Source organism: Anaerofustis sp. NSJ-163 (genome assembly GCF_024135845.1).
Classification (GTDB): domain Bacteria; phylum Bacillota; class Clostridia; order Eubacteriales; family Anaerofustaceae; genus Anaerofustis; species Anaerofustis butyriciformans.
This window is the reverse complement of the sequence record NZ_JAMYJV010000001.1, coordinates 260,446-274,965: the sequence shown is the minus strand read 5'-3', so window position 1 is coordinate 274,965 and position 14,520 is coordinate 260,446. Positions and strand designations below refer to the sequence as shown.

Here is a 14,520-nt window from a genome sequence, read left to right as displayed (position 1 = left end):
GATTGACCTATGAGAGAAAGTTCAAAGAAAAATTTAAAAATAATATGGCTAGTCATTGTCGTATTCGGGCTTATAAGCGGAAGTACGTTGGTTTCTTTTGCATTGAAGCACAGCTTATGGCTGCTTCCTTTATGCCCTGTAATAGTCGTTTTAATGTATTATCTTTCATTGTTCTTTAGATATAAATCATACAGTATTTTATATGATAAAAAAGGTTATGACACATCTTTTATTTATATGGATCCTTTTTATATTTTATTTAAAGATCCCGATAAGAAGATTTTTGGAAGAGTGCATAATAAAAATTACTTTTCAATAGGTGAAATTGTTCCTAAATTTAATCTTCCTCAAAACAGGGAAGAGTTTGATAAGCTTAAGGCAGATTTTACTTTCACCGTATTTGAAAGCATAGCGGGTAGTTTTATACTTCTTGTACTTTCTTGTCTTGCAGTATATTTTATCTACGTATATGTTTTCTCAGAAGTAATTTTATTCTTCTTTGATGTTGCACTTATCTTTTTGATTTTGTTTTCATCAACTCAAATTTTATTTACTCTTCTTGAAGGGGAAATTTGCCTTGGTGTTCCAAATGATAAAATAGATACAGGTGAAGTTGACGAAGAAGGAAAACATATAATAAAACACGTTCTAACAGATGAACAATATGATTATCTTTTAGCTTGTAAACTTTTGATATACGGAAGTTATAATGAAAGAAACAAAGGTGTAAAAAGAACTTATCTTTTAAAAATTATATCAGATTATTTAAATAAAGAATTAACCATTGATGATGTTTCAAGAGATGATATTAAAATCGTTGATTATATATTAAGAGAATATCTTGATATGAAAATTACAAGATTAAATTCGGGTATTGAAAAATATATTAACTACTTATATTCTCATTTTGATACCATTGCGGTAGAAAAAACTTCAAGATTTAAAGACGATACAAAATCATATTTAACTATTTGTTCTCATATGGTTATGTATTATATTAAAAAAGGTGATACTTCAAAAGCTAAAGAATTATTTGATAAGTTATCAAATATTAATTTTGATGAAAAGAAAGATAAGGATTTAATTTATCTAAGAAGTAAGAATGCAGCCTTTTTAGGTTTGGATAATTATGATATTGATGAAGTTTTAAAAGAAGATAACATAGTTTATAACGGACTTGATGTATTCTCAAAATTCACTGAAGATTATATTGAGGTTGAAAAAGATTCTAAATTCTTCCTTGAAAGCATAGAGGACAGAGAAGAAAGATTAAAAAGAAGAGAAGAAAGAAAAGCTTTAAGAGAAGAAAAAGAAGATAAGGAAGAAAAAGAAGAAAAGAAAAAACATCTTTTTGGTAAGAAAGATAAAAAGAATAAAAAAGACAAAAAACACAAAGATGATGAAAGTCTTGTTAACGGGGAAGTTTCTTTAGAAAATGAATTTGAATATGAAGAAGCAGAAGCTGAAACAAGCGAGATTATAGATGATGTAAAAGAAGAAATAAATGAGGATACAAAACTTAGTGAAGATATCTTCGATGAAAAAGAAAATGACACAATAGTAAATGATATTGAAAATGAAGAATCTTATGAAGTCAGGGAAAGAGATACTAAATATGACACAAAAGCTTTCTGGGATGAAGCAGATGATATGTTAAAAAAGAATTTTTTATCTGATTAAAAAAGAGCTTATGCTCTTTTTTTATTGTTTTTATAAGATTAAAATGATAGTTTTGTATTTTAAATTTATAAATGCTATATATTAAATTTTTGTATATGATTTTTATTGTTAATTAGTTCTATTGGTTTTTATATAAACTTTTTTGGTATATTTCTTTTGGATTAATTTATGTTTTGAATGTTTTATTGTTGTATTTTTTTTAGATTTTATTATTTTAATATTCTATAATATTTTGAAAAGTAATTGTTTTATTGTTATAATATGTAATTATCTTATAATAAAAGGAGGAAATATGGGAGGATATTTGGATATAATAAAAGAGTCTATTTTTGCATTTCCTTTGATTGCTCTTTTATTTACTCTTCCTTACATAATATATAATTACAACAAATATGGTTCTCTTTGGTCTGTCAGGATAGTTATAATATATTCTTTTATATTATATTTAATGACGGCTTATTTTCTTGTTATTCTGCCTCTACCGTCGTTTTCCGAAGTGGCATCTCTCACAACAAGATCGGCTCAGTTAGTTCCTTTTAATTTTATAAAGGATATTATAAGTCAGTACCATAATATGTCTTTAAGCTATAATAGTCCCATTACCTGTATTGTAAATAACAGAGCATTTTTACAGGTTTTATTTAATCTTCTTATGACAGTGCCTTTTGGAATGTATTTAAGATATTATTTTAAATTCAGCTTAAAAAAGACAATTTTATTTTCATTTTTATTATCATTGTTTTTTGAGCTTACACAGTTAAGCGGGCTTTATTTCTTTTATCCGAGAAGTTACAGGCTTTTTGATGTTGATGATTTATTCATAAATACCCTTGGGGGTGTTATTGGTTACTTTGTTATAAAACCATTTTATAAAGTTCTGCCGGATAGGGAAGAGATGGATGATGAAAGTTACAAAAGAGGGATTAAGGTTTCTTTTTTAAGAAAACTTATAGCTTTTATTATTGATATGCCTTTTATATGGGGATTATATTATATTGTAAGGCATATAAACATTGATTATGGCATAGATGATTATTATATATTCTCTCTTTCCGTGTTTATGTATTTCTTTGTTTTATGCGTGTTCTTAAAGGGTAGAAGCATTGGAAAAGCTTTAATGAAACTTAGGATTGTGGCAGTGGGAAAAGAGGATATAAGAATTTATCAATATTTTATAAGGTATTTTTCTTTGTTTTTCGTATTGTTACTGCTTCCTTATGAAATAAATGAAATTTTAAATAATTGGTTTATAAATACAGATGCTTTTGTATTTTTAAATGCCATTTTAAGCGGAGTATATTTCTTTTATTTCTTCTTTGCCTGTATAATGATAATAATAAGAAGACCTTTGTTTTATGAAAAGTTATCAAAAAGCGAAATAATAAGCACAATAAAAAGGGAAGAACAGGATGAATAAAATAAATAATTTTATTAGTTTAAATTGATATTTATTTAATATTTGGCAGTTATGAAAATGTTAAAAGTGTATTTATATTTTACTAAATTTGAATAAATACATAGATAACATTTTCATGGAAAAAATGAAAAAAGTAGTTGACATATTAAAAATTAAGTGTATAATAGATAAAGTATCAAGCGTTCCTCAGTAGCTCAATCGGTGGAGCAGTCGGCTGTTAACCGAAAGGTCGTAGGTTCAAGTCCTACCTGGGGAGCCATTTTTTTTTGCCAAAAATATTTTTTATAAAGACTTTGTATAAGTCTTTTTTTGTTTGTAGACTTATTGTTAATTTAAGTTTCTATTTGATTATTTTAAAGGACAGTTTATCAAGAAGAAATTTAATGTTATAGGTTATCTATTATTTTTCTTCTAACATTAAAACTAATAAGTTATAGGATAGAGGCATTTTTGTTTTACTTTATGTAGTAACATTTTATAGAACCTATATAAAAAATTTAAGAAAGAAGAATATAATTTTTTATATGTCATATAATAAATAAACACATGTTAACCTTTTTTTAAAGGGGATACATCTTTATATAAAATTGTATCTAAAATATTTTTAATATAATTACATTTTTTTGTTGACATTTTCTTAATAAAGTGTATAATAGATAAAGTACTAAGCGTTCCTCAGTAGCTCAATCGGTGGAGCAGTCGGCTGTTAACCGAAAGGTCGTAGGTTCAAGTCCTACCTGGGGAGCCATTTTTTTTTTGCTAAAAATATTATTTTCATAAAGACTCTTTAGAGTCTTTTTTTATTTATAAAAAACTTTTGAAAGATTTATTGTTAATTTAGTTTTCTATTTGATTATTTTAAATGTAAGTTTATAACGAATAAATTTAATGTTATCACTTATCTATTATTTAATTATATTGTTTTTCTTCTAAGCATTAAAACTAATAAATGATAGGATATGGGTATTTTATTTTTGTAAAATGCAAGTATCAATGTTTTATAAAACCTATATAAAAAATTTTAAAATGATAACTTACATTTATTATGATGTTCTACTCCTACCATCAAGATTGATAAACGATAGGGTGGTGGTAGCAATGCTTTGTAAAATTGGAGTAGCAATGTTGTAAAAAATTTATATTAAAAGATAGCTTATATTTATTATGATGTTCTACTTCTACAATTAAAGTTGATAGCCAAAGGGGTAGAGGTAGCACTCGTTCATAGAAAAATCGGGTAGATTTTTCATGAAATCCGAGTGCGTATAAGCCTTCACGGCGTTTGAGTGAAAGTCTTTTTGAATGCTTACTGTTTCAATGAAGCAGATGAGTTTTTTTTATAAAACTCATTAAGGTGAAAGCTTTAAGCAACATGAGTGATTTTTAAGAATAATGTATATTTATTATACTGTTTTAATTTTAGCATTAAAACCTATAAATGATAGGGTGGTGGTAGCTTTTCTGTCCGTGAAATGCGGGTAGCATTTTGCGTGACATCGAAAAGCGTTATTAGGCACTTTTCTTAATAGCGCCCTTTTATTTATTAAACAAATAAAACTCAAATAAAATGGGGTAGAGGTAGCACTCGTTCATAGAAAAATCGGGTAGATTTTTCATGAAATCCGAGTGCGTTAAAGGCTCTTCGCCGAGAAGTGTCCTTTTTGTCTCTTTTTTTGGACAAGCAAAAAAAGAGTGGGGTTTATAAGGGGCAAAGCCCCTTAAAAGAATATTTTTGTTTAAAAAAAGAAAATTTTATGTTATACTTATTTTGTTATATAAGGTAGAAATTATGGTAAATTTGGATATAAGATTAAAAGCGGTATATGACATGGTTGGGAAAAGCGAATCGGTTCTTGATGTTGGTTCTGATCATGGATATTTACCCATACAATTATTTAAAAATAATATGATAAAAAGAGCCGTTATAAGCGACGTAAACGAAGGACCTCTTTTAAATGCAAAAGAAAACTTCTCTAAGATGTTTAAAGAAGAAAAAGATGTTACTTTTGTTTTAAGCGACGGCATGAAAAATATAGATACAAATAATATTGAAACCCTTTGTATATGCGGAATGGGCGGAGAGCTTATTATCGATATACTAAATGATGATTTAGAAAAGACAAAAGGTTTTAAAAATATTATTCTTCAGCCTATGAACAGTGTTGATATGGTAAGGAAATATTTATATGATAATTCTTTTACCATTGTTGATGAAGATTTGATAAGAGACAGACATCATTTTTATAATGTTTTAAAGGTTTTACCTAAAAAAGATGATGAAAAATATGAAGATGTGTTCTTTGATTTAGGTTATAAACTATATGAAAAAGGGAATGAAAATTTTCTTGATTTTCTAAATTACAAAATAAAGGTAAATGAGAAAATCGTTGAAAATTGTAAAAATATAAATACTGAAAATGCAAAAGAAGCATTGAATAAAGCGAAAGATTATATAACTTTGCTGGAAAGGGTAAGAGAAAATTATGAAAGTAAAAGATATAATAAAGTACATTAACGTATTCGCAAATGAAAGTTTTCAGTACGAATGGGATAATTCCGGATTTCAACTTGGAAACAGACAAGCTCAGGTAAGGAGAATTTTGCTTGCTCTTGATATTACAAACGAAGTAATAGACGAAGCAATAAGAGAGCATTGTGATATGATAATATCTCATCATCCTTTATTCTTTAGTAAAACAATGAACATTGAACAATCAAGCATTAAAGGGGATATGATATTCAAACTTATTAAAAATAACATCAACGTATATTCTGCTCATACTCCTATGGATGTGTCTACAATCGGGCTAAATATGTTTATGGCTAAAAAACTTGGTTTAAGCGATATAAAACCACTTGAAAGAGTTGTAAGCGATAAATGCGAAGATGATACAAACCTATTTGGTCTTGGTGCTGTTGGACTTCTTGATTCAAGAACACCTATGAACATTGACGGTTTACTTAAAAAAGTAAAGAAAGCTTACAATACAAATGTTTTAAGAGTAACAAACAATTACAACACTCTTGGTATATTAAGTAAAGTTGCTTTATGTACCGGTGGTGGTAATGACTTAATAGATAAAGTTAAAGAAAAAAATGCCAAAGTATTTATTACATCTGATACAAAATATCATGAAATGCAAAATTTTGTTGATAACGGCATTGTATTAATAGGTGTTGGACACTACAATGCAGAAATATGTTTCCTTGACATAATGTACGAACTTTTAAGACTTAAATTCCGTGAAATCGAAGTTATAAAATCAGAAGAAAAGAACGTGGAAAGTTTTGCATATTTCGTATAGAATATGTTAAAAAACAAGAAGATAACGGCATACATAACAGGGGTATTATATTCCTTTGTTTTTGGCACAACATTTGCTTTTACAAGAGAGGCTTTAACCGTTTTAAAGCCTCTTGATTTACCCGGGGTAAGATTTTTGTTTGCAGCCTTATTTATGACTATACTTTATTTTTTTAAAGTATTTAAGCTTGACTATAAGGGAAAAAACATAAAACTTCTTATTCCTCTTTGCATATGTCAGCCTTTAATGTATTTTATATGTGAGACTTACGGTGTAAGCCTTACAAATTCGGCACTTTCGGGAACGATGATTGCCACTATTCCCGTTGTTATGTGTGTTCTTGCAATATTTATTTTAAAAGAAAAGCCTACTATTAAGCAGTGGGCTTTTGTAGTTCTTTCCGTTCTTGGAGCCATAGCGGTTGTGTTTGGGTCTTATGTTTCTGATGTGGGATTTAATTTTGCGGGATTTTTATTTTTGTTTGGAGCAGTTTTTGCTTCAAGTATGTACGGTATTTTAGCAAGGAAATTATCAAAGGAATTTTCCGTTATGGAGATAACATTTTTCATGATGTGGTTTGCGTGTATATCCTTTGGAATTATATCTTTGATTACAAATCAAGGTTTTAGCGGATATATTCTCGCTTTTTCAAATACTAAAGTTTTACTGTGTATGATGTATCTTGGTTGTATTGCTTCTGTTATAGGATTTTTTGGCAATACTTACACAGTATCTCATCTCGATATAGCATCAGCTTCTGCCTTTTCAAATTTAACTACTGTTGTTTCGGTTCTTATAGGTATATTTGTTATGGCGGAACCTTTTAGCTTAATGCAGATTATTGGTGCTATTGTAATTATAATTGGAGTATTTGGGGTTAATTATTATGGAAATAGGGATTAAGGGGATACCCCTTAAGAACCCCATATTTAAGGGCTGTCTGCCCTTAACAACCCGAAATCAAGGGGCTTTGCCCCTTAAACCCCGTATTTAAGGGTTTTCAACCCTTAACAACCCGACCATATTTTTGCCAAAGCCCAAAAATATGGGAAAAAGGCTTTCACTCATACGCCGTGAAGGCTTATAACGTGGTCGGATTTTCTAAAAATCTCTACCCGAGATTTTTGAAACGACCACTACCGCTACCCCGACAGATTTGTAAGTGTGGTGGTCATGGTGGTGAAATGTAGTGAGTGGGGTATATGTTTTTATATTGTGAATATAATAAAAAAGGGAGCATATAAGCTCCTTTTTTTATAGAATTTCCGTTTTATAAATTGCGTTCATTTGGTTTATGAAAGTTTCGCCGTTATCTGTAAATGTGGCACACAAGTTTTTATCTACTTTTGTTTTAAAGCCTTCTTTATATGCACCGTAAACCGTATTAAATACGCATATGTCGGTACATACACCACATACTAACACTTCATCTACTCCGTTGTTTTTTAGCCTTTCGGCTAAATCTGTTTTATAAAAGGCATCGTACTCGCTTTTATCAATCCATATTACATTATCTTTATTTTTATTTTCCTTATACCAGTCGTTTAAGCTACCATAAAGTTCTTGTCCCCATGTTCCTTTTACGTTATGTTTTGGCCATAGGTTGAAGTGCTTATCATTTTCTTCATGTGCGTCCATCGCAAAAACGATTATTTTATCTTCTTTATCAAATTCTTTTACTTTATTTAAAATGTTATCCACTATATCCTGTGCCGGTTTTCCTGCGGTTAGTCCGCCTTTATCGTGAACAAAGTCGTTACTCATATCTACTACAATTAGTGCGTCCATTGTTTTTCTCCTTTTTTTCTTATTATATCATAAAGTTAAAATTGTTATATTTATATCTTTATATTTAACTTAGATATTTTAAAAGGGGATTTTATGTAATAGGGATAACAAACATTTGGTTTTACATTATATTTTAAATATATTGTTTTATGTTCGATGGTTATTGATGTGGTTTTGTGGTAAAATTGTTTTAATTAAGGGTTTTAAGGAGAATAAAGTATGTCAAAATTGAATATTGATCAACAAACGGTTAGAGAATTATTTGAAAATAAAAAATCAGATTTTCTTATTCCTGATTATCAAAGACCATATGCATGGAGTGAAGAAGAATGTGGAACTTTATGGGATGATATTTTCCTTTTTGCTTTTCCAAATGAAAATTGTGATGATTTTGATGAAAATAATGATGAATATTTTCTTGGTCCAATTGTAACATTTAAAAATAATAGTGATAAATTAGAAATTATTGATGGACAACAAAGACTTACAACTTTAATGATATTGCTTAGAGCGTTTTATTCTAGATTTGAAAATATAAAAGATAATCGTACAAAGAAGATTTTAGAAGATATTGCAAAATGTATATGGAAAACGGATGAATTTGGGACTCCAAATAAAAATAAACTTAAAATAAATTCAGAAGTTGCGACTGATGATGATAAAGAGGAATTTTTACATATTTTAAAAGAAGGAAGTGTTAATAATAGCCATAAAAGTAAATATGCAACGGTATTTCGTTTTTTTCAAAATAAAATTGATATTTTTGTAAAAGAATATCCGACTTATACTCCATATTTACCAGTTAGAATACTTAATAATTGTATTTTACTTCCTATTGAGGCAGAATCACAGGATACAGCTCTTAGAATTTTTTCTACTTTAAATGATAGGGGGAAACCTTTATCTGATACAGATATTTTTAAAGCACAGTTATATAAATTTTATTCTTTAAGAGATGAAAAGGAAGTATTTATTGATAGATGGAAAAAATTAGAGGAAATATGTGATGATATATTTAGGGTTTCATCAGGATCTCCTATGGATGAACTTTTTACTAGATATATGTATTATGAAAGAGCAAAGCAAGGAAATAAAAATACTACAACAGAAGCTTTAAGAAAGTTTTATGAAAAAGATAAATATGCACTTCTAAAAAAAGAAGAAACTTTAAATAATCTAGAGTCTCTAGCAAATTTTTGGAATGATGTTGAAAATCAAAATGAAAATGTATTTTCACAAAGAATTTTGAAAAAACTATTTGTTTTACATTATGCACCAAATAGTATGTGGACTTATCTTGTATCTGTTTATTTTTTACATTATAAAGATAAAGATTGTATGTTGAATGAAGATAACTTTTATTTATTCTTAGATAAAATTACGGCTTATATTTTAGGGTATGCTTTTGTAAATCCGGGTGTTAATGCATTAAGAACACCTGCTTATCCTGAAATGATAAAAATAGTAAATAATTTACCAGTAGATTTTTCAAAAAATAAGATTGAAAAAAATAGATTGCGAAAAATTATTGAGGATTATAGCTTTACAAATGTAAAACCAATAACAAAATCTATTCTAGCATGGTGGATGTATTACAAAAAAGAACAAGATTTAATCAACCTAGAAACAAGGTTTGAAATAGAGCATATTTATGCAAAAAAAAGACAAGAAGTTGAAAGTAGCTCGATAGATAAAAAGAAGTTGGATGCGATTGGAAACAAAGCTTTTTTAGAAAAATATGTAAATATAAGAGCTGCAGATTATAGATTTTCCGATAAGAAAAGATATTATAGGGGTTTTACAAGTAATAATGGAAAAGAAAAAAAAGGAACTCAAAATAAAGAATTATTGGATTTAGCTGATATAACTCTTGATTTTAACGAAAATAACATAGATGATAGAACAAATGTAATTATAACAAATTTTATAAAGTATTTGGATGAAAACAATTTATTTGAATAATATTTAATTTTACACAAAGGAGAAAAAATGCAAGGTAATTTTTTTGATGATATAAGGGAAGAACAGGTGAAAAGCAAGGCTCCTTTAGCGGTTAGGATGAGACCTGAGAGTTTAGAGGAGTTTTACGGTCAGGAGCATATTGTATCAAAGGGTAAGCTATTGAACAGAATGATTGAAGCTGACAGAATAAGTTCCATAATACTCTTTGGTCCTGCGGGGTGTGGTAAAACTACCCTTGCGAAGATAATCGCAAACAAGACCAGTTCTTATTTTTATTCTCTTAATGCAGTAACCTGCGGAGTAAAGGATGTAAGGGAGATAATCGAAAAGGCAAAGAATAATCTTGGGTTAGAAAAGAGAAAGAGCATTCTTTTTATAGACGAGATACATCGTTTTAACAAATCACAACAAGATGCACTTCTTCCAAGTGTTGAGGACGGAACGATTATTCTAATTGGTGCTACAACGGAAAATCCTTTCTTTGAAATAAATTCTCCTTTGATTTCACGTTCTACTTTATTTAAGCTTAAGAAGATTGACAAGGACGATGTAAGAAAGATTATAGAAAACGCACTTTCTAACAAAGAAAGAGGACTTGGAAATTATGAAATAAACATAACAGATGATGCTATGGACTATTTATGCACTATGTGCAGCGGAGATGCAAGGGTATCTCTTAATGCCTTAGAGCTTGCTTATCTTACAACTCCAAAGGATGAAAAAGGGGTAATAAACATAGACCTTGACGTAATAATAGAATGTATGCAAAAGAAAAAAGTTACATACGACAAAGGGGACAACGAACACTACGACACAATAAGTGCATTCATAAAAAGCATGAGAGGTTCTGATCCGGACGCAGCGATTTATTACCTTGCAAAGATGATATATGCGGGAGAAGATCCAAAATTTATAGCAAGAAGGATGATTATTTTTGCTTCTGAAGATATAGGAAACGCAAATATAAAAGCTTTGGAACTTGCAGTTAGCACCTTTAAAGCTGTTGAAGTTATTGGAATGCCTGAGGCTAGGATAAACCTTGCTCACTGTGTAACTTATCTTGCCTCTTCACCAAAGAGCAATGCTTCATACCTTGCAATAAACAAGGCTTTAGCTGATATAGAAAACGAGCCTAACTATGAAGTCCCTCTTCATATAAGAAATGCAAATTATAAGGGGGAAAAGGAGTTTGGTATTGGTGTTGGATATAAATATCCTCACGATTTCCCAAATGATTATGTAAAGCAGGATTATCTGCCTGAAGAAATAAGGGGAAGAGTTTACTACGAGCCTAAGGAAAACGGAGCAGAGGGGAATTTGAAGAAATATCTTAAAAATTTAAAGGGGTAAATTTAAGGGATACTCCCTTAACAACCCTTATATAAGGGGCGTTGCCCCTTAAGAACCCCATATTTAAGGGCTGTCTGCCCTTAACAACCCGATATTAAGGGGTTTCACCCCTTAAGAACCCCACGACTTTTTTACTCGCCTAAAAAAGTCGAATAAAAGGGCGCCACTGGGCGTGGAGCCTTTGACGCTTTTCGATGACTGCGTAAAACTCTGCCCGAGTTTTACTGTCAGAAAAGCTACCCCGACCCGACTTGGTTTGTGGTCAGGTTATAAGTTTGATTGGGAAAATGGAATATTTAATGGGAGCACCCCTTAAGCCCCCCCATATTTAAGGGCTGTCTGCCCTTAACAACCCGATATTAAGGGGTTTCACCCCTTAAGAACCCCACGACTTTTTTACTCGCCTAAAAAAGTCGAATAAAAGGGCGCCACTGGGCGTGGAGCCTTTGACGCTTTTCGATGACTGCGTAAAACTCTACCCGAGTTTTACTGTCAGAAAAGCTACCCCGACCCGACTTGGTTTGTGGTCAGGTTATAAGTTTGATTGGAAATAAAATGGAGTTATTGGGAAAAAGGTTTATAACGTGGTCGTATTTTCTAAAAATCTCCACCCGAGATTTTTGAAACGACCACTACCGCCGCCCCGTTTTATTTGTTTAAAAATGAATAAAAGGATGCTGTTGGGAGTGGATGCTTTGAGGATTTCAAAAGCCACGAAAAATGGTATTTATATTTTACAAACAAAAGCTATCTTGTAACTATTTTATTTCAAGGTTTCAGGATTGTATTATTTCCATTAATAAAGATTAATAAAAAAGACATCCGTTTATAAATATGGGTGTCTTTTTTAGTTGATTAATATTGGTTTATTTAATACTATTTATGGTTATTAAGAGAGTTATAAAATTTTAATGGATTTTATAAGTTAAGTTTATTATAAATTTCAGCATTTAATAATTGATAAATTTAATAATTCTAAACTTTTTGTTAAATTTAGGAATAGTTCTCAAATTCGTTGAAAAATAGTCTTTTTAATGATATAATCTACAAAATATTATTAAATTGAGAATGATTCTCATTTTATCAGAGGTTGGGGTATGAATTCACATTATAATACAAAACAAAGAAAGATACTTATTGATTGTTTTGAGAATATGGATAAAAAACATTTTAGGGCAAGTGATGTTTTAGAGTATTTGGAAAAAGAAAATTCCAATATTGGAAAATCCACCGTATATCGTCAGCTTGAAAATATGGTAAGTGAGGGGATACTGAATAAATATATTATAGATATAAACACTCCTGCCTGCTTTGAATATGAGGGGAAAAGCAGACATGAAGATATGCTGTTTCACTTAAAATGTGAAAAGTGCGGAAAACTTATACATCTTCACTGTCATGAAATAGATGATTTTCAAAAACATTTATATACTAATCATCATTTTAAATTAAATCCCAAGAGAACAGTTTTTTATGGGATTTGCGAAGAGTGTGAAAAAAAGAATAAATAAAATCTTATTTTTAGTTTTTTTATATTATCTGATTTAAAAAAAATGTAATCATATGTAAGAAATATTTTAATATATGAATAGGGAATTTAATTAGGGTTTTAATATGATTTGTTATATATTAAGCTTTTTGTTTTAGGCTTACTATGTTTATGTTGTAAGTTAGCTTATAAAAAAATGTTAAGGGAGTATAAGATATTTTAAATTTAAAGATAAAAAGCTATTTAGGTTTTAAGGTATAAATATTTAAAAGGACACATTAAAACTATTGTGTTTTAGGGTTTAGTAAGTTTAGGTGTTGTAAGATGTCTTATAAGAAAGGTTAAGCCACTAAAGAATAAAAAAAGGATAAAGTTGCTTATATTCTAAAGGTATAAGTGTTTAAAAGGATACATTAAAACTATTGTGTTTTAGGATTATATTATGTTTATGTTGTAAGTTAGGTTATAAAAAAATGTTAAGGGAGTATAAGATATTTTAAATTTAAAGATAAAAAGCTATTTAGGTTTTAAGGTATAAATATTTAAAAGGACACATTAAAACTATTGTGTTTTAGGGTTTAGTAAGTTTAGGTGTTGTAAGATGTCTTATAAGAAAGGTTAAGCCACTAAAGAATTAAAAACAAAAGGATGAAAAGTTACTTAAGGGGTTAAATGTATAAAGTTTAAAAGTACACATTAAAATTATTGTGTTTTAGGATTATGTTATGTTTATGTTGTAAGTTAGGTTATAAATAAAGGTTAAGCCACTAAAGAATTAAAAATAAAAGGATAGTGTGTTGGGTTAGAGCGATAGTTGTTTATAACGATAATTACGTAGAACAATAATTGTTTAGAAGGATAGTTGCTTAGAATGATAATTGTTTAACACAATAAAAGTATTAAAGGTTAAGTAATTATAAAAAAGTTAAGTAATTATATAAAAGCTGAGTTAGTATGTGAAATCTTTGATAATTAATTTATTTAAGACTAAAGAATAAACTTATTTTTTATTAGATTTATTAGGTATATATAAAATAAATATATTAAAAAATAAACTTATTATTTGTAAATATAGTTTTTAAAATTTGGTTTTATAAAAATCTATTATTAAAAATTAAGACATTGAAGTAAAGGAGGAAACGGAAATGTTTTATAATAAATCAAAAAAGATAATAGCTTATATTATAATTTTTATGATGCTTTCTTTTTTGCTGTTTTCTTCGATATTTATAATAAAAAATGCAGATCATGATTGTATCGGAGATGACTGTCCGGTATGTCATTTTATTCATGTATGCGAAAATATATTAAAAAATTTAGACACTGGAAAAACTGCTCAGAGTTTTTCTTTATTTAATATTTTATTTTGTTTCAATTTATTAACATTTGTTTTTTATTCTATTCTTAAGACAACTCCGATTATGGAAAAAGTAAGGCTTGATAATTAAAATAAACCTTTTATATGGGTAGTCAATAAAAGTAAATGATTACCTGTTATTTTTGTACGAAAAATTAAAAAATAGAAAGAG

10 protein-coding genes and 2 tRNA genes are annotated in these 14,520 nt (G+C 28.8%); 11 read left to right on the top strand and 1 reads right to left on the bottom strand.

Translation table 11 applies throughout. The features are described 5' to 3' along the window. The first annotated feature begins 9 nt into the window (after nt 1-9). The 7 genes from M6G78_RS01275 to M6G78_RS01245 all read left to right on the top strand — a co-directional run bounded on the left by M6G78_RS01275 (nt 10) and on the right by M6G78_RS01245 (nt 7,305). Nucleotides 10-1,680, top strand: coding sequence for a hypothetical protein (locus M6G78_RS01275; protein WP_253229393.1), 1,671 nt, complete (start codon nt 10-12; stop codon nt 1,678-1,680). Nucleotides 1,681-1,972: 292 nt separating this feature from the next. Then, nucleotides 1,973-3,097: a VanZ family protein gene (locus M6G78_RS01270; RefSeq protein ID WP_253229392.1), complete on the top strand. Its 1,125-nt coding sequence runs from the start codon at nt 1,973-1,975 to the stop codon at nt 3,095-3,097. A gap of 183 nt (nt 3,098-3,280) precedes the next feature. Continuing rightward, a tRNA-Asn gene (locus M6G78_RS01265) sits at nt 3,281-3,356 on the top strand. 413 nt (nt 3,357-3,769) lie between these two features. After that, nucleotides 3,770-3,845: transfer RNA gene (locus M6G78_RS01260), tRNA-Asn, on the top strand. Nucleotides 3,846-4,886: 1,041 nt separating this feature from the next. Beyond that, nucleotides 4,887-5,612: a class I SAM-dependent methyltransferase gene (locus M6G78_RS01255; RefSeq protein WP_253229391.1), complete on the top strand. Its 726-nt coding sequence runs from the start codon at nt 4,887-4,889 to the stop codon at nt 5,610-5,612. Continuing rightward, nucleotides 5,581-6,402, top strand: coding sequence for a Nif3-like dinuclear metal center hexameric protein (locus tag M6G78_RS01250; protein WP_253229390.1), 822 nt, complete (start codon nt 5,581-5,583; stop codon nt 6,400-6,402). Before M6G78_RS01255 ends, M6G78_RS01250 begins: the two co-directional genes overlap by 32 nt. Nucleotides 6,403-6,405: 3 nt before the next feature. Beyond that, nucleotides 6,406-7,305, top strand: coding sequence for a DMT family transporter (locus tag M6G78_RS01245; protein WP_253229389.1), 900 nt, complete (start codon nt 6,406-6,408; stop codon nt 7,303-7,305). Between the two features lie 351 nt (nt 7,306-7,656). On the opposite strand, the gene M6G78_RS01240 is transcribed toward M6G78_RS01245, so the two are convergent. Continuing rightward, nucleotides 7,657-8,190: a cysteine hydrolase family protein gene (locus tag M6G78_RS01240; protein ID WP_253229388.1), complete on the bottom strand. Its 534-nt coding sequence runs from the start codon at nt 8,188-8,190 to the stop codon at nt 7,657-7,659. A gap of 219 nt (nt 8,191-8,409) precedes the next feature. Between M6G78_RS01240 and M6G78_RS01235 the strand changes: the two genes are divergently transcribed. The 4 genes from M6G78_RS01235 (at nt 8,410) to M6G78_RS01220 (ending at nt 14,439) form a co-directional block, all read left to right on the top strand. After that, on the top strand, nt 8,410-10,152 hold the full coding sequence (locus tag M6G78_RS01235; protein WP_253229387.1) for a DUF262 domain-containing protein: 1,743 nt from the start codon (nt 8,410-8,412) through the stop codon (nt 10,150-10,152). Nucleotides 10,153-10,179: 27 nt separating this feature from the next. Then, a complete protein-coding gene (locus M6G78_RS01230) occupies nt 10,180-11,502 on the top strand; it encodes a replication-associated recombination protein A (RefSeq protein WP_253229386.1) in 1,323 nt (440 codons plus the stop codon). Nucleotides 11,503-12,599: 1,097 nt separating this feature from the next. Continuing rightward, nucleotides 12,600-13,013: a Fur family transcriptional regulator gene (locus M6G78_RS01225; RefSeq protein WP_253229385.1), complete on the top strand. Its 414-nt coding sequence runs from the start codon at nt 12,600-12,602 to the stop codon at nt 13,011-13,013. Nucleotides 13,014-14,136: 1,123 nt separating this feature from the next. After that, on the top strand, nt 14,137-14,439 hold the full coding sequence (locus tag M6G78_RS01220; RefSeq protein ID WP_253229384.1) for a hypothetical protein: 303 nt from the start codon (nt 14,137-14,139) through the stop codon (nt 14,437-14,439). The last annotated feature ends 81 nt before the right edge of the window (nt 14,440-14,520 follow it).